Annotated in this window: 19 protein-coding genes and 1 CRISPR repeat array; of the genes, 2 read left to right on the top strand and 17 right to left on the bottom strand. The window is 47.3% G+C overall.

Features of this window, described 5'->3' with window-relative positions:
- Positions 1–68 precede the first annotated feature (68 nt).
- From MHB80_RS05690 to coxB, 6 genes are all read right to left on the bottom strand, one after another.
- Complete coding sequence (locus tag MHB80_RS05690) at positions 69–533, bottom strand: DUF420 domain-containing protein (RefSeq protein WP_341281270.1); 465 nt, start codon at positions 531–533, stop codon at positions 69–71.
- Positions 534–659: 126 nt separating this feature from the next.
- Positions 660–1,556 (bottom strand): cytochrome c oxidase assembly factor CtaG, encoded by an 897-nt coding sequence (gene ctaG, locus MHB80_RS05685; protein WP_341281269.1) that lies wholly within the window; start codon positions 1,554–1,556, stop codon positions 660–662.
- A gap of 80 nt (positions 1,557–1,636) precedes the next feature.
- Positions 1,637–1,957, bottom strand: coding sequence for a cytochrome C oxidase subunit IV family protein (locus MHB80_RS05680; RefSeq protein WP_341281268.1), 321 nt, complete (start codon positions 1,955–1,957; stop codon positions 1,637–1,639).
- 4 nt (positions 1,958–1,961) lie between these two features.
- Positions 1,962–2,579: a cytochrome (ubi)quinol oxidase subunit III gene (locus MHB80_RS05675; RefSeq protein WP_341281267.1), complete on the bottom strand. Its 618-nt coding sequence runs from the start codon at positions 2,577–2,579 to the stop codon at positions 1,962–1,964.
- Positions 2,576–4,417 carry a cytochrome c oxidase subunit I gene (gene ctaD, locus MHB80_RS05670; RefSeq protein ID WP_341282867.1) on the bottom strand — a complete coding sequence of 614 codons (1,842 nt, stop codon included), beginning with the start codon at positions 4,415–4,417 and terminating at the stop codon, positions 2,576–2,578. The genes MHB80_RS05675 and ctaD overlap by 4 nt, the downstream gene beginning before the upstream one ends.
- Positions 4,418–4,485: 68 nt before the next feature.
- Positions 4,486–5,535, bottom strand: a complete 1,050-nt coding sequence (gene coxB / locus MHB80_RS05665) for a cytochrome c oxidase subunit II (protein WP_341281266.1) — start codon at positions 5,533–5,535, stop codon at positions 4,486–4,488.
- 323 nt (positions 5,536–5,858) lie between these two features.
- Here coxB and MHB80_RS05660 point away from each other — a divergent pair, with 323 nt between their 5' ends.
- On the top strand, positions 5,859–6,566 hold the full coding sequence (locus MHB80_RS05660) for a YhcN/YlaJ family sporulation lipoprotein (protein WP_341281265.1): 708 nt from the start codon (positions 5,859–5,861) through the stop codon (positions 6,564–6,566).
- Positions 6,567–6,647: 81 nt separating this feature from the next.
- Here the strand turns inward: MHB80_RS05660 and MHB80_RS05655 are convergent, their stop codons facing one another.
- The 7 genes from MHB80_RS05655 to MHB80_RS05625 all read right to left on the bottom strand — a co-directional run bounded on the left by MHB80_RS05655 (position 6,648) and on the right by MHB80_RS05625 (position 15,232).
- On the bottom strand, positions 6,648–7,796 hold the full coding sequence (locus tag MHB80_RS05655) for an MFS transporter (RefSeq protein ID WP_341281264.1): 1,149 nt from the start codon (positions 7,794–7,796) through the stop codon (positions 6,648–6,650).
- Positions 7,797–7,908: 112 nt separating this feature from the next.
- Positions 7,909–8,754 carry a DUF421 domain-containing protein gene (locus MHB80_RS05650; RefSeq protein WP_341281263.1) on the bottom strand — a complete coding sequence of 282 codons (846 nt, stop codon included), beginning with the start codon at positions 8,752–8,754 and terminating at the stop codon, positions 7,909–7,911.
- 535 nt (positions 8,755–9,289) lie between these two features.
- The gene (locus MHB80_RS05645) at positions 9,290–10,597 is read right to left on the bottom strand and encodes an arabinan endo-1,5-alpha-L-arabinosidase (protein WP_341282866.1); all 1,308 of its coding nucleotides are present in this window, start codon (positions 10,595–10,597) and stop codon (positions 9,290–9,292) included.
- 110 nt (positions 10,598–10,707) lie between these two features.
- Positions 10,708–11,550: a carbohydrate ABC transporter permease gene (locus tag MHB80_RS05640; RefSeq protein ID WP_341281262.1), complete on the bottom strand. Its 843-nt coding sequence runs from the start codon at positions 11,548–11,550 to the stop codon at positions 10,708–10,710.
- Between the two features lie 33 nt (positions 11,551–11,583).
- A complete protein-coding gene (locus tag MHB80_RS05635) occupies positions 11,584–12,474 on the bottom strand; it encodes a sugar ABC transporter permease (RefSeq protein WP_341281261.1) in 891 nt (296 codons plus the stop codon).
- A 144-nt stretch (positions 12,475–12,618) separates the two neighbouring features.
- A complete protein-coding gene (locus MHB80_RS05630; protein WP_341281260.1) occupies positions 12,619–13,968 on the bottom strand; it encodes a sugar ABC transporter substrate-binding protein in 1,350 nt (449 codons plus the stop codon).
- Positions 13,969–14,254: 286 nt separating this feature from the next.
- On the bottom strand, positions 14,255–15,232 hold the full coding sequence (locus MHB80_RS05625) for a family 43 glycosylhydrolase (protein WP_341281259.1): 978 nt from the start codon (positions 15,230–15,232) through the stop codon (positions 14,255–14,257).
- Between the two features lie 204 nt (positions 15,233–15,436).
- Here MHB80_RS05625 and MHB80_RS05620 point away from each other — a divergent pair, with 204 nt between their 5' ends.
- Positions 15,437–16,375 (top strand): ArsR family transcriptional regulator, encoded by a 939-nt coding sequence (locus MHB80_RS05620; RefSeq protein ID WP_341281258.1) that lies wholly within the window; start codon positions 15,437–15,439, stop codon positions 16,373–16,375.
- Positions 16,376–16,877: 502 nt separating this feature from the next.
- Here the strand turns inward: MHB80_RS05620 and MHB80_RS05615 are convergent.
- The 4 genes from MHB80_RS05615 to MHB80_RS05600 form a co-directional block, all read right to left on the bottom strand.
- A complete protein-coding gene (locus MHB80_RS05615; RefSeq protein WP_341281257.1) occupies positions 16,878–17,519 on the bottom strand; it encodes a nitroreductase family protein in 642 nt (213 codons plus the stop codon).
- A gap of 355 nt (positions 17,520–17,874) precedes the next feature.
- A CRISPR array of direct repeats spans positions 17,875–18,245; the repeat unit is 33 nt; unit sequence GTCGCACTCTGTATGGAGTGCGTGGATTGAAAC.
- Between the two features lie 139 nt (positions 18,246–18,384).
- Positions 18,385–19,578, bottom strand: coding sequence for a crosslink repair DNA glycosylase YcaQ family protein (locus MHB80_RS05610; protein ID WP_341281256.1), 1,194 nt, complete (start codon positions 19,576–19,578; stop codon positions 18,385–18,387).
- On the bottom strand, positions 19,575–19,772 hold the full coding sequence (locus MHB80_RS05605) for a hypothetical protein (protein ID WP_341281255.1): 198 nt from the start codon (positions 19,770–19,772) through the stop codon (positions 19,575–19,577). The genes MHB80_RS05610 and MHB80_RS05605 overlap by 4 nt, the downstream gene beginning before the upstream one ends.
- A 351-nt stretch (positions 19,773–20,123) precedes the next feature.
- Positions 20,124–20,816: a thioredoxin domain-containing protein gene (locus MHB80_RS05600; RefSeq protein WP_341281254.1), complete on the bottom strand. Its 693-nt coding sequence runs from the start codon at positions 20,814–20,816 to the stop codon at positions 20,124–20,126.
- Between the last annotated feature and the right edge of the window lie 51 nt (positions 20,817–20,867).

The raw sequence follows: 20,867 nt of genomic DNA, 5'->3' as shown, positions 1-20,867 counted from the left end.
AAGCAAGACCCCCTTAATACAGCAAAGCCGCGAATCAGCTTCGCGGCTTCCTTGTCGTGATTTTAACCTTATAGACCAAATATAGCATCAATCATCGGCTTCGTATGGCCGCCCGGATACAATAAATAAAGCAGCACATAAACAATAACTCCCGTAATCGCTGTGAAAAACCAGATGATCGACGTCACACGGCCCCATTTGCGATGCTTGTCATATTTGCTCCTAAAGCCCAGCACCAGCGTCGTAATTCCGAATACCGCTGCTACCGTTGCGAGCGTAATATGGAAAATCAGAAAGATAACATAATAGAGATGCATGCTGTCGGGTCCGCCCCATGTCGTATTGCCGACAACTATTGTTCGTGAGGAGTAAATAATAAAGAAGATGATGGCTGCAATTGCAGCTGCAATCATCACTTTCTTATGCGCCTCAACCTTCCGCTTAATAATCAGTCCCCAACCAATCGCAACCAGTATCGCACTAATAACGATAAACGATGTGCTTATTGTAGGGAGAATAAAATACCAATCCAATGTCGATCCCACCTATATCGGTAAAATAGTAAATCCGCATGACTATTACAGAAGTTGAACTAATGAATGGCATGGTAGCAAAGGTCGTCATTGCTCCATAACCACTTAGGTTCAGCTTATATAAGTTTATGCCGTACCTGTATTGGTATTAGGCAAATCGTCTTCCTTATTCTCACGCTTGTACCAATGAGAGAATATATACGCCAGTATAATGCCGTACATCAGCTCTTGCAATAGCTTCATGACGATGCCGCCCAGCTGCTGGTCCTCTACCACTTCCATCAAATTGAAAAATTGAGGACCGTCGAACATCGTAAGCAGCCTTGTCGGATCACCCGATACACAATAACCCATCGCCAGAACCCAAACATTTGGATCATTATATACCGCATACAAGGGGCTGCTTGCAAATATAATTAAGGCGCACGCGGGAGTCAGCAAAATGCCATTCGCGAAAACATACGCCATCTTCTTCAAATCTGTCAGGCGATTCCATTCCGGCACGGGACATGCAATCTGCCACCACATCATAATCGCAGCAATTAGCATAACAAAATAATAGATACGGTGAATCGTATAGTGAGTCATGACAAAGTCATGTATGCCTGGAACATGGTAAAAAGAAAACAATAGATTAAACAGCAGCAGCGATAAAATAGGATTCATTAAAAAATTGAGCGAACGCCATTTTGTCGAAGCAAACAGCTTGCGCCACATAAATGCAGGGATTGATAAAATAAGCATTGGCGGCACAATGAGATACGAAATCGACATATTGAACATATGGAAGGTGAACATTAAATGTCCCAGGAAATTAAGCGGCCCGCCATTGCACAAATAATAGAGAATAGCTGAAACAACAAACATAAACCGCTGCTTGCCTGTTGCAGACGCCTCAAGCGGTGCGTGCTTCTCCCGCCATGGTCCGTTCAAATAAAAATACAAAATAATAACTGCAATTGTACCGAACATATACCATGGGGTCCACAACTCTTCAAAACTGAAATATTCCAGGCCAAGCATGGCTGCAACCTCCCTTTATCTTCTGCAAAAGAGGAGGGAACCCACCCGGGAACCCTCCTCTGTGCAATTGTAAATCTGTATTACCACCAAACCCAATATTCCGCCATAATGATACACGTGAATGCAATGAATACACCCATAAGAATGCCGACCGTAGCGAAAACGTGGCCGCGGTCTTTCATATGCATCCAGAATGCCATTTGTACGAATACTTGGAGCATAGCGCAACCCATGATAATGATATAGATGAAGCTTTTATTGATTTCGCCAGCCGCTACCGCAGCGAATGCCACGAGTGTTAGCAATATGGAGAAAATGAAAGCAATAATGTGCTTCTTCGGTCCTTCTGAGTTGTGGCGAACTGGACGCTGGTCTTCAGCTGTCGAGTGATTGCTTGCCATTTGGCTAGACCACCTTTCCCATCAAATAAACGACGGTGAAGATAAATACCCAAACTACGTCGATAAAGTGCCAGTACATACCTGCAACATACACTTTAGGAGCTGTAACAACCGTAAGGCCCTTTTTCATCAACTGTCCGATAATGCTGGAAATCCAGAAAATACCGAACGCAACGTGAGCACCGTGGAAACCGACTAGCGTATAGAAGGAAGAACTGAACGCACTTGTCGTAAAGCCATGTCCTTCATGCACATAGTGGTAAAACTCATAAATTTCGAGTCCAAGGAATCCAAGTCCGAGCACTACGGTTACGATCAACCAGTTGATTAACGCTTTTACATTATGATTATGCAGCGCTTGGATAGCAAATACGCTAGTCAAGCTTGATGTAAGCAAAATAGCAGTTGCTGCTGCAACGAGCGAAAGCTTAAACAGCTCGCTCGGCTGCGGTCCATCCAGCACTTGATGGCGAAGAGCAAGGAACGCCGAGAACAGCGTTCCGAACAAGACCGTTTCACCACCAAGAAATAGCCAGAAGCCTAATACTTTATTGCGGCCCTCAAGAGTGGCTTTCTCGGGCTCATGAGGAAGATGCCCATCTGCATGTGAATGTGTACTCATGCTTTAACCCCCTTGTCTTCCAACTCTTCCGGCTCAATGTGGAAACCATGATCATCATATACCGAGCGAAGGAACATGCTTCCGAACGTAATGAGCAGGCCAAGACCGGCAACATAGAAGCCGATATGCTCTGTAATAAACGTCCAATCCCTCGAATACATCAGGCCAAAGCCTGTAATGAACAAGCCAAGCGACATTGTGAACGGCAGAATAGAAGGAGATGGCATATGGATCGAGCCAATTGGCTCAGCAGGTGTCATGCCTTTGTGTCCATCCATTTTTTCTTTCCAATAAGCATCGTAGCCGCGAACAAGCGGAGTTTGCTTAAAGTTATATTCCGGAGGCGGCGATGGAATGGTCCATTCCAGCGTACGGCCATCCTCCCAAGGATCATCCGCTGCATTTTGTGGTTTTGCATTCGTAATAACTACGTTCAGAATGAACATAATCGTACCAATACCCATCATAATCGCACCGATTGTACTAATCAGGTTCATTTCATTGAATCCAAGGCCGTCCAGGTACGTCCAAATACGACGCGGCATACCGAGCAAGCCGAGGAAATGCTGAATAAAGAATGTCAGATGGAAGCCGATATAGAATATCCAGAACGTCCATTTTCCAAGCGTTTCATTCAGAATGCGACCGAACATTTTAGGCCACCAGTAGTGAAGACCGGAGAAAATACCTAAAATCAGACCGCCGACGATAACGTAGTGGAAATGGGCAACTACGAAATACGTATCGTGATACTGGAAATCCGCTGGAGCAGCTGCAAGCATAACGCCTGTAACGCCACCCATAACGAAGGTTGGAATGAATCCAACAGCATACAAGTTAGCGCTCGTAAACTTGATCGAGCCGCCCCACATCGTAAAGATCCAGTTGAAGATTTTGATACCTGTTGGTACCGCAATCAGCATCGTTGCTATTGAGAACAAGGCGTTTGCAACAGGGCCTAGACCCGTCGTAAACATGTGATGGGCCCAAACCATGAAGCCCAAAAAGCCGATCAGAATGGTCGCGAACACCATCGAGCTGTAACCGAACAGGCGTTTACGCGAGAACGTACTGATTACCTCGGAAATAACACCGAAGGCAGGCAGGATGAGGATATATACCTCAGGATGTCCGAAAATCCAGAAAATATGCTCCCATAATACAGCGTTACCGCCATTATTAGGGTCGAAGAAGTTGGCATCGAATATCCTGTCGAACATCAGTGCTGCCAAGCCTACAGCAAGTGCAGGGAAAGCGAACAAGATAAGCGCCGACGTAATGAACGAAGCCCATGTAAACATCGGCATCCGCATGAAGGTCATGCCTGGAGCACGCATATTAATAATCGTTACCAGGAAGTTAATGCCTCCGATTAGCGTACCAATACCGGCTATCTGGAGACCCAGGACATAATAATCCATCCCATGGCCAGTACTGAACGCCGGCCCCGAAAGTGGTGCATAGGCCGTCCAGCCTGCTGCTGGCGCACCTGTACTCGTGAACCAGCTGACATTCAATAATACCGCTCCGAAGAAAAACGTCCAGAAGCCTAGTGCATTTACAAACGGAAAGGCAACGTCGCGTGCGCCGATTTGCAGCGGAACGACCGCATTCATTAAAGCAAACAGCATCGGCATCGCAGCCAAGAAAATCATCGTCGTACCGTGCATCGTAATCAGCTCATTGTATGTATCCGCACTAACGAAATCATTTAGCGGCTTCCAAAGCTGAATCCGAATAAGAAGTGCTTCCAAACCACCGACTAGAAAGAAAAAACCGCCGGCGATCAAATATAAAATACCGATTTTTTTGTGGTCAACCGTTGTTAACCAGTCCATCAGACCAGAGTAACGCTTAACCGCGTGTCCTTGAGCCAAGTTGGTACCTCCTTTTCATCACCGATGATCTATTTTTCGTAGTCCAATGTTAATTCCGATAAGTATTTCGCAATACCATCAAGCTCTTGCTGCGTCAGATCGATCTTGCCCATCAGATTGCCAGGTTTAATGTCATCTGGATTTTCGATCCAACGATGAAGATTTTCGTAAGTGGAAGCTTCATTGGAGTACTTAGGATCGTCTGTATTAATCAGGATACCACCAACGGAATCACGGCTTCCGATACCGGTAAGGTTCGGATACAATGGTCCGCCTTTGTCGCCAACAGCGTGGCAAACGAGACATTTGCTTTCGAAAGCAGCGGCAACTACCGGATCGCTTGGCATTGCTACTGGTTCTTGAAGCGCGGCTGCCCAACGGTCGAACGAGGCATCATCAACCGATTTCACCTTAAAGTCCATCAAGCCATGGGAAGGTCCGCAAAGCTCGGCGCATTTGCCCAAGTAAACGCCTTCTTTTGGTGCCGAGAAGAACATTTTATTTGTAGAACCACCAGGATTAGTGTCGATTTTACCTGCAAGAGAAGGAACCCAGAACGAGTGAAGCACGTCTGCTGTCTTCGCTTCAATTGTAATGATCTTGCCTTTAGGAATAACCAGTTCCTGCGCAGTCTTAATGCCCAGCTCCGGATATTCGAATTCCCACCAATACTGGTGTGAAGTTACGATTACTTTAACCGCATCTGGATCGTTTGAATAATCCTTTGACAGGTTAAACACGGACTGTACAGTAGGTACACCTAAAATAATCAAGAGAATAATAGGAATTACGGTCCAAATAATCTCTAGCTTGTGGCTACCTTCGACCTGCTTGGGAATCGACTTATCCCCCTTGCGTCTGCGAAAACGAACAATGACAAACAAACAAAGCGCGAAGACAATCACAACTACACCGATCATGATTGAAAATGCGAGCTTCATCAATCCGAATTGCTCTTGCGCTACGGGCCCCTGGGGATTCAGCGCGGATAGATCTGCTCGTCCGCATGCTGACAGCACCAATACCATCAAGGCCAGAAGCGGCGTAAGCCGTTTTAAAAACTGCCACCGATTCATCAATAATCAACCCCACTTTTGACGTTTTTGCAGCTGTAAACACCCCGAAATTGTGGCAAACTGCTTGTTTTTAAGCTAATAAAAAATGACAACTTCTGCGACCTTAATACCTTATTAAATATAAAGTTGAAGCCCTTATTTGTCAATGTTCCACAGAGAGTTCACAAATTGTTCGCAAAGCTGTCAAATTCGTTATTTTAAAGCGCTTTTTTCGAGAATCGCGGGCTTTCCGTTCACAAAGTCAAATCTGTATAGCTTTTCCTGTGTATATTTAATCGTTCCCTACAAACCCTATTCTTATTACAGCAGGAATGGAGGACATCCAAATGCCTAAAAATCGAATGCTTAATGCGTTATTATGCGCCGCCCTCCTCGTTAGCTCATCCACTGCCTGCAACTACGAGCAGCGGGTACAAAACAGCGACTACGATTATGGCAGCAGGAAAGCCGGCGATCCAAAAATGCTGGGCAGCAAAATGTATGGAACGACGACAAGCAACCCGCATCAGCATGACAATGCTTTTTTTGAATACAGCAATACCCTCTCGAAAAAGGTGACGGATTTAAATGGCGTCGCCTCGGCGAACGTCATGCTGACGGACAAAAACGCTTATGTCGGCATCGTGCTTGATTGGACCGCTGTTGGCACAAGAGGCGCTGGAGGCAATCGGGAGCAGTTGAACGGCGGACAGCCTGAGGACGCCTATAACACGAGCCGTGTCAGCCCGCTTGAGGACAATCGGCTGCTCGTCAGGCCCTATCAGTCGTATTTTTCAGTCAACGACCACAATGAGCTGTCTCCTGAGCTTAAACAGACTATCGCCAAGCGTATTCGTGAGCTTGCCCCTATGGTGCAGGAGGTGCACATATCCGCCAATATGGATTTTGTGAACCAAATGAATGATTATGCGGTGGAATCTTGGGGCGGACGGCCGCTGACCCCGCATGTCGATGCTTTTAATACTTTGGTGAAATATCAATTTATCGGCGGCAAGGAAATGCCTAAGCCTATTCAATCCAAAAAGACACCATAAAGTCGTGCCTCGCCTTTGTGTATCAAAAAAACTCTTCTATTATATATGCTGATGCAACGCAATAATGAAGAAAGGGGACCGTTAAGCAGGGTCCCCTTTCTTCTGTTTCAGCATAATGAACAGACATAGCAGCATGGCAGCAAGCGACCAGAACGCCATTGCCCCGTAAAGCTTCGACCCGCCGTACTGATCAATGAACCACCCTCCGACGGTTGCCGATACTATGCTGGATACCCCAAACAGCAATACCGCCAGCACCGTCTGCCCCGTTGCCTTCCATTCCTCAGGAATAATCGCATACAAATACTGAATCGAAGCCGCATAAAAAAGCACAAAGGAGACACCCTGCAGCAGTTGCAGCCACATGAGAGATGCAGGATCTGTGACGACAGCAGACAGCGCAAAGCGCAGCACATAGAAACTAGCAGCAGCAGCGATAACAGCCAGCTCTTTTCCCGGTTTAATAAAATAATGGCTAATGGCAAAAAAGACAACTTCAATAATCGTCATAACGGTCCAGGCTTGCCCGACCAGTTGGACATCACCGCCTAAACTTTTGATGTAGAGGCCAATATAATTATCATTCAACCGGTGCGGCACGGCGAGAAACAGCACAAGCCCGAGAAACCATAGCGTCTGCTTGCTTTTGATAAACAAGCCGAAATCCCTGATCGCAATCGGTTTGGAGGCTGCTGGCACTTCTGCAAGCAGACTGCACAGCAGCAAGGTAATGATCCCATAAACGAGAAATAATACCGCCAAGCTGCCGATGCCATAGTGCTTGCCCGCATAGCCGATGATGGAGGAGGCCATCGCAAAACCAAGCGCGCCATACATCCGAATCGAGCCAAAATGGACCTTGTAATGACGGGACACACGATAATTGAAACTTTCAACAAGAGGGTCGGTCGGCATGAAGAAAAAATACATCAAGCTTATCCCTACAAACAACGGCACCAGCTCTGTTGAGCGATAGAGCAGTCCGCCGATTACGACGGATATCGCAATTAGCAGCAGTAAAACCTTTTTGACTACTTTATATTTGTCGCTAATCATGCCCCAGAGCGGCTGAGATACGACGCCTATGAGACTGCCCAGCCCCAGCATTAACCCAATATTCGTCGCACTAATATCGCGTTCAGCCAAATAAATCGGCAGAAAGGAGAGAAATAATGCAAACAGCGAGAAATAGAAGTAATTGTATGCGCGCAAAAATAAAACCTGTCTCATAGCTCGCCCCTTATCGTTATGTATATCCACCTCCGTATATTTTAAAATACATCGTCTGCGTTGAACAGCCGATTTTACAGCATTTATGACACAGCGCCAGTGGCCGCCCGGCCTATTTTTTATTAATTAGCGCTTGCAGCTTATTTATCGCGCTTTGATAATCGGACCTGTCCTTCTCATCGAGAAACAGCTGATCCTGAAGCTGCAGTTGAACCTCAAATTGCTTCATTATTTGAAGAAGCTGCGTTTTGGGATTTTTAGGCTTTGCTCGCTCAATGGATTTACTGCTTGTCTGAAGCATGAGTCCTCCCTGATCATCCACCTGTCCCAAAAAAATGTCCTTAAGTTTCATTTGCTGCTCACGTAGCTTTTTGTTCAGCCAATTTTCATCAAGGCCTGCCGCTTTCAGCTCCGGCAGGAGCACCTTTCCATCCATGATAATGGTCTTGGCTTCTGCCTGCTCCGGAACCTGGATACCTAGCATTTCGGCGGTGAGCGGGTGCTGCTCCTTCTTCAATAGAACGTTGATCTCGCCGCTCTGCTCCATGATCGCAAATTCCACATCCGCTACTTGAAAAACATCCTTTTTGCGCAGCTGCTCCAGCAGCTCATCCAAAGTCAAACGCTCCTTGCTTAAATTTCTCTCCAGCAGCTTTCCTTTTTTAATAAGCACCGTTCCTCTTCCATCTATAAAGTCGCGCAGCTTTTTGCTTTTCATCGTCGCGAACTCAAACCCTACAGACACAATCACCCACACCGACAAAGCGACAATACCTAAATACCAGTCATTATCGAGGTCAAGCGAAATATACGAAGCAATGTTCCCCATTGTAATTCCCGTAATATACTCAAATAACGACAGCTGCGAAATTTGCCGTTTGCCCAGCAGCTTCGTCATGATAAACAATATAACGACCGAGGACAACGTTCGCAGCGTAATTTCCAACCAATCCTGCATAAAAGGTTACGCCTCCTGCATTTGTTTGCTCTTACCCGGGTAAGCGGACTGAAACGCCGCGTGCCGCTAGAGGACGGCGACAGCTGTTTCACCTTAAAATAGCGTATCCAGATAGGCAAAAGTCATGCATATAGAGCCATCTTTTTGCCTCCCCTTGCAATTATTCTATATATGGGCTATAATAGACTTTGATGTGTTATATTTAACCCCCAAATATCCCTCCTAGAGATTCAATGTTTTCCACAGATCTTAATCTTCTTTTCTGGATTTTCTTTTCTGTTATTTCTGAATTCTCACGTTCGTGCTGTACGAGCTTTGATTCACACTGGCGCGGTCTAGGAGCCGCAAGGATGGAAGAGAGGTAGGGCTTCCGTTGTTTTGGAGTTAGGTTACGAGGCAAGATTATGCTGTCTTGCAAGATTAACAAGGGATATAACGGCCGTCTTGTTGCAGAAGGCCCGGTTAAATATACGATACACAAACAGCGGCACCCATTATTAGGGTGCCGCTATCCAATTTTATAGAGGTATTTTGGCTATTTGATCTGTTTTCCCCAGACAGCAAGCCCTTTGTCGTCCATGCCGGTAAATACGAGCGTAGGCTCGTTCAGCTCCCAGTCCCATGCTGGCAGTACCAGCACCGTTTCGACCGCCGCCTCCGTCTGATCCTCTTCTTGAAAGTACAAGCGCAGCGTATGCTCGCCGTCAAACTCCCAATAGTCTACAACATCTTTTGCGTCTTTGGCGCCAATCTTACCGTCTTTTCTCAGCTCGACCCTTTCCGAATCAATAGGCCCGTCTATATATTTCTCGTGTACAATGCGCTCCCATGTTCCCACAAGCGCAGCCTTAGGTAGCGTCTGCACCTGTTCCCCCGCGAATCGTTCCGGCGACACCACCGGCCAGCCGTCGCCAGTCCAAAGCAGCTTGCGCACATGCAGGTACATCCAGTTCGAATCCTGCTCGGGGCGAGCATGATGAACGATATAATCGCTACCGCCATCCTGCAAAATCGAATTATGGCCGGGAGCAATCCAGCCGTCTCCTTCAGCAAATCGGTAGCCGCCCATAAGCTTGTTGCCGACATCGAAGGTTGGATCATAGGCGGTATCGAGCAGATCCCGCCCTAGAGAATCCAGAAAAGGCCCTGTTATCGACGCCGAGCGTCCTACTCGCACATTATAATCCTGGCTGAGCGAATCATAGGAAACGAACAAATAATATTGCTTCTGCTCAGCATTATAAATCATATAAGGGCCTTCCACGGCACCCGATTCCAAGGCAGCGCGAGCCGCGATTTTCGTCCCGTAGCCCTGCTCCTTAAGCTTGCCCGCAGCCGGATCAAGCGGAGATACATAGATGCCTCCGAAAAAAGAACCATACACAAACCAAGGCTTGCCTTCGGCATCCTTTACGATGTTAGGGTCAATGGCATTCGGTTCATCACCAGGTCCCGTCTTGACGACTTCCCCCTGATCCGTCCACGGTCCTTCGAGCGAATCGCTTGTTGCGACGCCAATAAACGAACGATTCGAGCCGAAGGTTGACGCGGAATAATACAAATAGAAGCGCTCACCAAGCTTCGCCACCTCCGGCGCCCACATGCCCGTTGCCCCCGTCCAAGCCTCTGCTTCCGCAGGAACACCATCGAGCGCATAGCCTACCCATTCCCAGTTCATTAGATCCTTCGATTTTCTGACCATGAGCCCCGGCTTTGCTACTCCGCCAACCTTAACATCCGTGGAGAAAATATAATACGTATCCCCTTCCTTAATAATAGAAGGATCATGCACATTGCTTATATTCCAGCCCTGCTCATTGTCTATCGTTGAAGTATCGTACATCGGGTAGCTAGGCGGCGCCTGCGGATAAATCACTTTCTCGCCAGAGCAGCCAGACAGCCATACCGTTGCAACAGCCGTTATCGTTAACAAATATCTTTTCATAGGCGCCTCTAACCTTTCACGCCAGAAATGGCAACTGATTCAATAATTTGCTTCTGGAACACGAGAAAAATAATAAGCATCGGCAGCAGCGCAATGAAAGAGGCCGCCATAATAAGCGCATAATCGGTCTGAATCGCATAAGTCGCGTTAAAATTCGCAATAACGAGCTGGAGCGTCTGCTTCTCCGGCGAATTCAGATAAATAATCGGGGCCAAATAATCATTCCATACCGCCATAAACCATAAAATAAGCTGCGCCGCCACAGCTGGACGGATAAGCGGGAAAATGATTTTGGAGAAAATGCCGAAATACGAGCTGCCATCAATTTTTGCCGCTTCAATAATTGCCCCTGGCACGCTCGTCAAATACTGCCGGAGGAAAAAAATCATCATAATGTTGCCGAATAGTCCCGGCACGATCAGCGGCTTGAGCGTATCAACCCAGCCAAATTCAGAGAACAGAATAAACTGCGGAATCATAACCGCCGGGTAAGGAATCATTAGGGCGGAAAGCAGCAGCAGGAAAATCATATTTTTGAAAGGAAACCGCAGCTTGGCGAAGGCAAACGCCGCCAGACTAGAGGTGAATGTGCCGATAATCGTCACGCACACCGTAATGATCAGGCTGTTCTGAATGCCGCTGAGCAGCGGGCCCTTTTCCCAAATTTCGATATACTTCTCAAAATGGAACGTTTCCGGTATCCATACCGGAGGCAGCGCAAAAACCTCCGCCTTCGACTTAAAGGAGGTAGACAACGTCCACAGCAGCGGGGCAATCATGAATACGGCACCGATACTGATGACGATAAAAGCGAGCAAATCGGTCAGATTGAATCTTTTTAACGATAGCATAAGTCAGGCTTCACTCCTTTCCTGCCGGCAAGTTTATTCCATATCCTTCGAGGAACGTTCATTCATGCGGAACTGCACGAGTGTAATGACGAAAATAAACAGTCCCAGCAGCATCGCCATCCCCGAGGCATAGCCCATCTGCAGGTTCTCGAACGCTTTCTTCCATACATAGAAAACGACCGTTGCCGAGCTGTATTCCGGTCCGCCCGTCGGCGTCATAATGTTAACCTCAGTGAAAATTTGCGCTCCCCCGATAATTTTCGTGACGACGATAAAGAAGGTTACAGGCTTCACCATCGGGAACGTAATGTTCCAGAAAATGTTCCAGCTATTCGCGCCGTCCAGCTGCGCCGCTTCATAATAGTCCTTCGGCACGCTTTGCAGAGCAGCCAAATAAAGCAGCATGGAATACCCGATATTTTTCCAAATCATCATGAGAATAAGAGCAGGCTTTACGGTGTACTTATCCGTGAGCCAGTTCGGCCCCTCAAAACCAAACAGCGCTAGAAACTGGTTCACCAGACCATAGTCGCCGTTATAGGCCCACTGCCACAAAATCGATACAGCCGCGAGTGAAGAAATAACCGGCACATAATAGATGACCCGGAACGTTGTCGTACCGAACATTTTCCGATTCAGGCCCATCGCCAGCAGCAGCGCTAATGTAATTTCAATCGGAATGCCAATCATCATAAAAATCGTATTAAAGCTCGCTTTATAAAAAAGCTCATCCGCGAGAATATCTTTGAAATTGTCCAGCCCGATAAATGTCATTTGCCCGAGCCCATCCCAATCGGTAAAAGAACCATATAGGGAGTACAGCAGCGGATACATCGTAAACAAGAGATAGCCAACAACGGGGGCCAGCACGAATAAATACCCGTAGTAGCTTTCCTTCCGGTAGAGATTCGATCTTACTTTCATGTTTCACCCCTCAAAATGACCGGAGGCCAGAGGAACAGACGCTCTTTGCAGCTGCCCCTTGAAAGCCAAGGAGCCGCAGCTTCGCCTGCCCTCCACCCTGCCGGTACTGAGATCACCTCTGAGATTAGCTGCTGCTTTCAACCTTTATTTCTTGGATTTCGCTTCCTGCTCAATCGCTTTATCAAGCAGCTTCTGCATCTTCGGCTGCTCTGCCTTCACATAGTCGGCAGCTGTAACCTTGCCATCAAGCACAGGCTGAATGTCGGTGAAAAATAGCTGATACCATTCCGAGTTGTACGTCAGCGTGTTAGGCATTGGCTTGCCGTAATCCTCGACGATACGGAGAAACTCTGCTTTATTTTCAGGCTTCGTCGTCGTGTCTGCTGCCCATTTTTCCGCCATATCAATCAGGTTCGGAATTTGCACCTTGGCATCAACGAGCTGCTGCATGCCTTCCGGCGATGCGGTGAGATACGTTACGAGCTGCGCCGCTTCTTCCGGATTTTTCGAGCTGCTGGATACGCCAATGCCAAGCGAGCCAAGGAATGTCGCCGATTTGCCCGTCGAGCCAGCGGGGTAAGGAATCAAATCATAATCGAAAGGCAGCGTCTCATACGTCGCAAGATCCCACGGACCTACCGGGAAGAAAGCAAGCTCGCCCTTCATCCAGCGCTGATACGTATCCAGCGTCGCCGCATCTTCAATGGAAGGCGTAATTTTATGTACATTTTGCATATCGGCAAAATATTGCAGCGCCTCCGCGAACTTCGGATCGTCAATCGTCACCTTCGTATTCGTTGCGTCCAGCCAGTCCGCGCCATTGCTCCAGACGAAGGCCTGCAGCGCCCAGTTGACATTAAAGCCCGTTCCGTACTGGTCGATTTTCCCATCGCCATTCGTATCCTTCACCAATTGCTGATTGACCTTGATGAATTCGTCCCATGTATACGGCTTTTCCTTATCCGGCAATGGGATTCCCGCCGCTGTGAACATGTCTTTATTGTAGCCGAGCGCAAATGGGCCAACGTCCTTCGGCAGACCATAAATGCTGCCTTGGCCTACGTTATTGCCATCATAACGGTAAATATCGACGCCGCGCTTCCATAGGTTATCGAAGTCGACATCCTTCACATATTCGGTAATATCTTTGAGCACTCCCGCATTCACATAAGCTCTTAAATCGCCTGGGTCAAAATAAAAGACATCCGGCACGCTTTTGCCCGTAATCGCTGCTTTCAGCTTCGTCGCGTATTGGTCGCCCGTCGTCGTAATGATTTTCACCTTTACACCAGGATGATCGGCCTCAAATTTCTTGACCGTCGCCTCATACGCCTTCTGCTCCTCCGGCCCGCCGCGGAACATAAAGCTAATTTGCTTCGTGCCACCCTGCCCAGCCTCGGTGCTTCCTTCTGTTTGCGAATTGCTGCTGCAGCCCGCGATAGCGCCCCCAAGCACAATCGTCGCTGCCATTGTTGCAAGTAAACTTTTTTTCATCCTCAAGCCCTCCTCCATAAAATGAAACCGCATACACAATTTAAAAATGTTGATGTGCATCATGATGGTATAAGTGCTGGCTTACGCGACACACCCGTTTGCAAGCCAACTGGCCTTTCAACCGTTGTATGGCTCCTTATGATTCCATATTGCTTAGTAAACATTAATAACAAATTTATTAATTATTAATGTTTTTATTATTTATGATAATAGTTCAAAGCGCTTACATTGTCAACTATATTTGTTTAATTATCGGAGACCCGTTGTGCTGCTGCCAGCCTCCTGCCTACTTGCCGTCTCGCACCGGAACACCAAAGCTAGGCCTGCCATCCGCTGCCCAGCCGAATACTTGCGCTCTAGTGTGGCGGTTTGGATCATAAAGCGGATCTCCTGTAATTTCCTTGTAATTGCGGGCATGGTAAATCAAAATATCCTGCTTGCCATCCGGTGACACCGTAAAGCTGTTATGTCCAGGGCCATATTGCCCGTTCTCTTCACTCGTTGAAAAGACAGGCTCAGGTGCTTTGCTCCATGAGGCCGGATCGAGCAAATCGCTGTCCTCCGACGCGCTCAGGAGTCCCATACAATAATGATGATTCGTTGCGCTCGCCGAATAACTAATAAATATCGTTCCACCACGCTTCAGCACCGCGGCTCCTTCGTTGACGTAAAACCCGATTTTCTCCCATTCGTATTCGGGCTTGGAAATCAAAATCTGCTTGCCGCTCATCGTCCAAGGATTGCTCATTGCCGCTATATACAAGTTGGAGTTGCCCGCTATCGCCAAATCCTTCTGGGCCCACACGAGATATTGCGTCCCCTTATGCTCGAAGCTTGTCGCATCCAGCGCAAACGATTCCCAATTGGCGACAAGCTGCCCTTTTTCCACCCACTGCCCTTCGAGCGGATTAGCTGATTCATTTTCCAATACGAACATGCGATGGTCGAACAGTCCTTCGACCGTCTCCGTCGTCCGAGCGGCCGCGAAGTAGATATACCATTTGCCCTGAACAAAGTGCAGCTCCGGCGCCCAAATGTTAGCGCTCATCGGTCCTTCCGCATATTTTCGCCAGACGACAACGGGTTCTGCTTCCCCCAGCTGCTGGATCGTGCGCGCTCTTCTAAGCTCAATACGGTCGTATTCCGGAACGGAACCTGTGAAATAGTAGTAGCCGTCGGAATGGAGATATACCCACGGGTCCGCACGCTGCGGTATAATAGGATTGACGAAAGCTTGCTCGACTTGAATCTGCTGTTCCAGCATAATCAAAACCCCTTTATTAATTATTCATAAATATATTACTTACTCTCTTCGATGTTAATATATCAACAGTTTTATGTGACTGTCAACCGGATTATGCCTGTTTAAAGGCGTTTCCTTGTCTGTTTCGAGCAAATCATGTATCATTAGTGTCAATCAGTGTTATTCACATATTTATTAATATTTCAATTTCCGGAGGACGCCACGTTGAAAATAGAACTTTCCGAACAATATTTGCCTGTATTCGAGGCTATGTCCAGCAACGTCCGCATCCAAATTATTCACCTTCTGTCGCAAAAATCGATGAATATCCGCGAGCTCGCCGAAGCGCTTGGACTGAGCAGCGCCATTATGACGATGCACGTCAAGAAGCTGGAGAAAGCCAACATCATCCACTCGGAAATGACGCCCGGCAAAGGCGGAGCAGCCCAGAAGGTTTGCTCGCTCAGCATCGATAATTTGGAGATCATGTTCCCGATCAAAGATGTGATTCCGCGCGAGGTGCGCCGGACCGATATTTCGATTGGCCATTTTACCGATTTGGACATTACACCAACCTGCGGCATTTGTACGCGGGATTCCATCATTGGCATATTCGACGATCCGAGGCATTTTCTTGATCCGGAGCGGCTGAACGCAAAAATTTTGTGGTTTGGGCAAGGGTATATTGAATACAAGATGCCTAATTACATGCTGGGGAGCGAAAATCCGGAGCAGCTCGAAATTTCGATGGAAATTTCCTCGGAGGCCCCTTTTACGAACAACAATTGGCCTTCGGACATCAGCTTCTTTTTCAACGGCATGAAGGTGGGCATGTGGACGAGTCCCGGCGACTTTGGCGGCAAAGGCAAGCTTAATCCGCCATGGTGGTTCGAAAGCGTCAATCAGCATGGGCTGCTCAAGCATTTGATCGTGAAGAAGGAAGGCACCTTCATGGATGGCATCAAGTTGTCCGATGTGACGATTGACGATATTGATATTCGCAGCAATCAATGGACCTTCCGTATCGCCGTAGAGGAAAATGCCGAGCATATTGGCGGTGTCACGCTGTTCGGCTCCGGCTTCGGCAATCATAATCAGGATCTGGTGTTCCGCCTGTATTATACGAAGCAGCCGCAGGAGAAGAATGCGGAGAGCGACAGCTAGTGTCTGTAAACTAGCGTATAGCTAGTTTCTGTAAGCGAGCGTATAGTGGTGTGCATGCACATACTAATGAGGCTGAAGCAGCAGAAGCAGAAGCAAGGGCAGCAGCACTTGCAAACGCCGACGCTGTCCCAAAGCTAAAGCCGGATGCTTCATGATCGTTTTGGCGGACACAGCAGGCGCTATTTTAGTAGAATCACGGGTTTAGGCAGTCGCTGCGGACCCAGAAGCCGCTATTACCCTGAAAATGTCCATTTTGTCGGGATAATGAGGGTGATAGCGGCTTTCCTGTCCGCTTACCGCCTGAAATCGGCCCGAAAGCCAGAATAGCGGAACCTCAGTCCTCGAAAAAGGCGTGAGCATCCCGAGCTGCGAGGTCTGGGCTAATCGCAGGCTGCGGTTTGCATACCACCCTATTACAACTGCACGTAACACGTAAAAAAGCTGCATCCTTAGAAGGAGGCAGCTTTTTCGTATGGATAGAAATAGTTGTGATTTAATGATTTCAGTGAGTATCCGGGGAATGAAAAGCATTCATATTCACATATTGATTAACCGGCTTGCGGTAGCCGCGCGGGCGCTCTTTATTTGGATTGCTTTTGCCCAGCGTTATCAGCATAACCGGCACATAACGATCAGGGATTTCGAACAGCTCCTGCACTTTTCCCGCGTCAAAACCGATCATTGGGCATGTGTCCCAGCCCATATCCTTCGCGATCAGCATGAGCTGCATCGCCGACAGGCTCGCATTGCGAATCGCATCGTCCCGCTGGAACTGCTCGCCGCGCGATTCGTAAAACTGAATCACATTTTCATTTTCCTGATCGTAATCGAGCTTGCTCATCATGCCCAGCGCGAGCATGCCTGCGTTCAGCTCTCCAACATTGAGGTGCGCCTTCGTATCACCAAGCACAACGATGGCTGCTGAAGCATTTTTTACTTTATATTGTTTGGAAGCCGAGTAGATTTTTTCTTTGCTTTCCTCGGATGTCGCCACGATGTAGTGGCTGTGCTGCAAGTTAAAGGCTGAAGGAACGAAGCGGTTTAATGAAAAAAGCTGCTGAAGCTCCTCCTCCGAAATCGCTACATTTTCCACAAAATTCACTGCCGAACGACGTTTTTCGATAATCGTTTTAAGTTCTCCCATGTTCAAACGCTCCCTTTAAAAAATCATTTTATGTAAAGTGGCTTAAAAGCTTGCTTCTATGTTGTAATTATAATATATCTACTTTAATTTTGTAAGTAGTTTTCAAAAAATATTTTTGTTATTATTTTTACGGATACGATAACGCGCCTTGGTAATAAATTTCTCCGCTTTTATGGTGCGAATGTGAAGCTCCCTTAAAATCCCTAGGGGATTCGCACCCCAGATTTTGTCGAACCGTGACGAAAACGAGCTAATCCGCAAAAAGTCAAGCTTACTCTAATCTTTTTTCGATATTATTTCGTTGAAAATAGCGCCGATTAATGCCATGATGGGATTAATTAGTAATGTTTTTGCTGTCGCACTCTGTATGGAGTGCGTGGATTGAAACTGACCTCTTGAAAAGCCACTGCGGTACCAGGTATCGTCGCACTCTGTATGGAGTGCGTGGATTGAAACACTTACGGTGAGATGACTATTGCTCTGTTGCTTGCGTCGCACTCTGTATGGAGTGCGTGGATTGAAACCTTAAATAAGCAATTCTCGCTCCTAGGGAATACATAGTCGCACTCCGTATGGAGTGCGTGGATTGAAACCTTTTTGCCTCTGGCAAGCTCATTAAAGCAACAGTCGCACTCCGTATGGGGTGCGTGTATTGAAACGCCTGCAGCACGGTTGCGCATCGTGTCGTATACCGTCACACTCCGTATGGGGTGCGTGGATTGAAACTTATCGAAGAGTCTAGGATACTTACAGACAAATAGTAGCACTCCGTATGGAGTGCAACAGTAGCAAACATTGAAACTGATACATCAATTTCGTATTATGCAAAAGCTGGTAGGCAAATGGTACTAGGGAACTGAAAATATCAGTTCATAGGCTCTGCCGAAATCGTCTCGCAGCCGTTGAATAATGCAAAATTTTGAAAACAATTTTTTAAGGCTGTTCGCAATTGCTTTGTTGGCTTTATGCCGTTCTCGTACCAAATGTTTTTAACAACGAGCGTCCCGGATTTTCGCTCCGCGATTACCTCAGCTCGTCCGATGAGGCTTTCTCCGTATAATAAAGGCAACACATAATAACCGAATTTCCGTTTGATTGCAGGCGTGTAAATCTCCCAGGTGTAATCAAATCCAAACAATTCGTTGATCAGTTTTCTGTCCCATAAGAAATTATCTAGTGGGGCAATCAGCTCGCAGCGCAATTTCGGTGCCGGATTTTGCAGGACGGCTTCAATAAGCGGCAAGTCCTCCGCGCGGCAGTACAGTATATCCTTCATCTGTTCCACGACAACAGCAATAATGCGACCTTCGTGCAACAGATGGCGGAAAACCTCGTTGCGCTGCTCCGCTTTCAATCCCCATATGTTCAGCCAGGCATCGGATGCTCGGTTCCATAAAAGTCCAACAGCGCCGATTCGACGCAGTACCCGCCACTTATAATGCTCAAGCTCGCCTTCTAGCGGCTCTGGCGCATTCAGCAAATTTGGCTGTATGTACTTCCCCGCGATATCGTAATACTTACGCGTTCCTTTTTTATGATGGATAATCAACTCTCCTGTTGAGTACATCTGCTCCAGCACCGACCGCGATGTATTGCTTCCGCCGCTCCAGTGGATCACCGATTGCCAAGAGAAATTCCCATCCAATTTTAGATCATTCGAACTTAGCGCACCGTGATTTTGGATGTAAACCCGTACTTGCTCTGTCAACGCTTCCATTTCGGGATAGCGCTTGGCATGCTGTCGGGCAGCATTCCTGTACCGTTCAAAATACGACCAGTCCTCAACAGGGATAATAGCCAGATTCTTGTCGGGATAATCGATCAGGAGTCTATCTTTATACAACAACTCGTCGAGCATGTTCTTGGTAAATTCTTTGATTCGCGACTGCAGCACCAGTTCGGCGTTTTTTCCACAAACATCGATGGGATCATATTGAATACAGCTGACCTGCCGCACAAAATCCATTACGCCCTGCTTTCCGGTAAATTGATATTCGCCCAACAGCCCGTGCTTCAGTAACAGAAATTGCCGTGCTTGAAGGTTTGTCAATTGGATCATGTACGCGTCAGCTCCTTAACGAAACAAACGGGATCCGCTTGCACATGATGATGGATGGCGAGCTTGCTTATCTCAATAAAGTTACTATTTGCTTCTTGCCATAACGATGGTATCCATTGGGGCGCTTCATTAGCAAGCCCCTTTCCTAATTTTCTAATAATCGAAAATTGCTCTTTTCCAACGATTTCAACCACGCCTATTCCCCCTATCCATTGGAAAACAAAAAAACAAACGTATGTTCTTATTTAATTTTACCATTGTCTCAAGTATGAAAACAAGAGCTATTGAGAAACAATGACACACGAGGCTTTACTGCGGAATGATTCAAGATTGCACTCATGCAGCACATGACTTATGACTTCATTTTGTGGAAAGTTAACTCTGTAGTTGAATCCAGTCTTTGATGAAAATAGAAAAAACGGCAGAGATGCCGTTTTCGCGCCCCCTATTCTCTTTGAGTTAGGCTAATCATACAGCCCGAACTCAAGAGAATTCGGGCTGTATGGCTTTTCAATTAGGTAAATGTGGCTTGCGAGCACAAATCTTTATTCCGCTTCCGCCTCGCTCAACTCCTGTTCAATCACAGCCTGTATGGCCTCGTAATCAAACGGATTCCCTATTCTCTTGTTGTTAATCAAAATGGTCGGAGTCTGCAAAATATTAAAATCCTTCACGAGCTGCTGATCCTGATCGACCCGCCCCTGCACTTCCTCCGAGCTCAGCAGGGCCTTGAACTGGTCTTTATCCAGCCCTGGAACGGACGCCTCCGCCACCTGCATCAGCTTCTCTACCGTAATCCAAAGTCCGTCATGGTCTGCATCCGGCTGCTCCGCAAACAAAGCTTCATGGAAATGCCAGAAATCGGCCGGATTTGATTCGAGCACCGCTTCCCCAGCCAAAGCGCCTAATGCTGATTCTGCCCCATGAAATAGAACGTTCACATACGAGAACGAGGCTTGATTCGTATCTACATAATCCTTCTTTAATTGCGGCCAAATCTGCGAGCCCCATGCCTTGCAGGACGGGCACTTGTAATCTCCGAACTCTACGATAGAAACCTTGGCTGCCTTGTCTCCCCATGTAGGCTGGCTGGAAATGGGCGGAGCCACTGCTGTTTCCTGCTCGATGCCCGTCCGGCTTTTGGAAATCTCGTTAATGGCGAACAGCGCAATAAAAACAACGACAATGATTACGGTGTACCAAACTAATGTCCTTGATTTCACGTTTTTCTTTTTCATTCTGCTTCTGCCCCCTGTACGATTTATAAAAATTGCAGCGCTTCACACGAA

Origin of the sequence: Paenibacillus sp. FSL H8-0537 (assembly GCF_038051995.1) — a bacterium.
Lineage (GTDB): Bacteria > Bacillota > Bacilli > Paenibacillales > Paenibacillaceae > Pristimantibacillus.
The sequence above is the reverse complement of the archived record's forward strand: the minus strand, read 5'-3'. Positions and strand labels throughout refer to the sequence as shown.

What these genes read in the sequence shown, in the direction of transcription:
- ctaG (WP_341281269.1), bottom strand. Translation starts at nt 1,556, where the DNA reads ATGCTTGGCCTGGAATATTTCAGTTTTGAAGAGTTGTGGACCCCATGG.
- MHB80_RS05680 (WP_341281268.1), bottom strand. Translation starts at nt 1,957, where the DNA reads ATGGCAAGCAATCACTCGACAGCTGAAGACCAGCGTCCAGTTCGCCAC.
- MHB80_RS05675 (WP_341281267.1), bottom strand. Translation starts at nt 2,579, where the DNA reads ATGAGTACACATTCACATGCAGATGGGCATCTTCCTCATGAGCCCGAG.
- ctaD (WP_341282867.1), bottom strand. Translation starts at nt 4,417, where the DNA reads ATGGACTGGTTAACAACGGTTGACCACAAAAAAATCGGTATTTTATAT.
- MHB80_RS05660 (WP_341281265.1), top strand. Translation starts at nt 5,859, where the DNA reads ATGCCTAAAAATCGAATGCTTAATGCGTTATTATGCGCCGCCCTCCTC.
- MHB80_RS05655 (WP_341281264.1), bottom strand. Translation starts at nt 7,796, where the DNA reads ATGAGACAGGTTTTATTTTTGCGCGCATACAATTACTTCTATTTCTCG.
- MHB80_RS05650 (WP_341281263.1), bottom strand. Translation starts at nt 8,754, where the DNA reads ATGCAGGATTGGTTGGAAATTACGCTGCGAACGTTGTCCTCGGTCGTT.
- MHB80_RS05645 (WP_341282866.1), bottom strand. Translation starts at nt 10,597, where the DNA reads ATGTACGATACTTCAACGATAGACAATGAGCAGGGCTGGAATATAAGC.
- MHB80_RS05640 (WP_341281262.1), bottom strand. Translation starts at nt 11,550, where the DNA reads ATGCTATCGTTAAAAAGATTCAATCTGACCGATTTGCTCGCTTTTATC.
- MHB80_RS05635 (WP_341281261.1), bottom strand. Translation starts at nt 12,474, where the DNA reads ATGAAAGTAAGATCGAATCTCTACCGGAAGGAAAGCTACTACGGGTAT.
- MHB80_RS05630 (WP_341281260.1), bottom strand. Translation starts at nt 13,968, where the DNA reads ATGAAAAAAAGTTTACTTGCAACAATGGCAGCGACGATTGTGCTTGGG.
- MHB80_RS05625 (WP_341281259.1), bottom strand. Translation starts at nt 15,232, where the DNA reads ATGCTGGAACAGCAGATTCAAGTCGAGCAAGCTTTCGTCAATCCTATT.
- MHB80_RS05615 (WP_341281257.1), bottom strand. Translation starts at nt 17,519, where the DNA reads ATGGGAGAACTTAAAACGATTATCGAAAAACGTCGTTCGGCAGTGAAT.
- MHB80_RS05610 (WP_341281256.1), bottom strand. Translation starts at nt 19,578, where the DNA reads ATGATCCAATTGACAAACCTTCAAGCACGGCAATTTCTGTTACTGAAG.
- MHB80_RS05600 (WP_341281254.1), bottom strand. Translation starts at nt 20,816, where the DNA reads ATGAAAAAGAAAAACGTGAAATCAAGGACATTAGTTTGGTACACCGTA.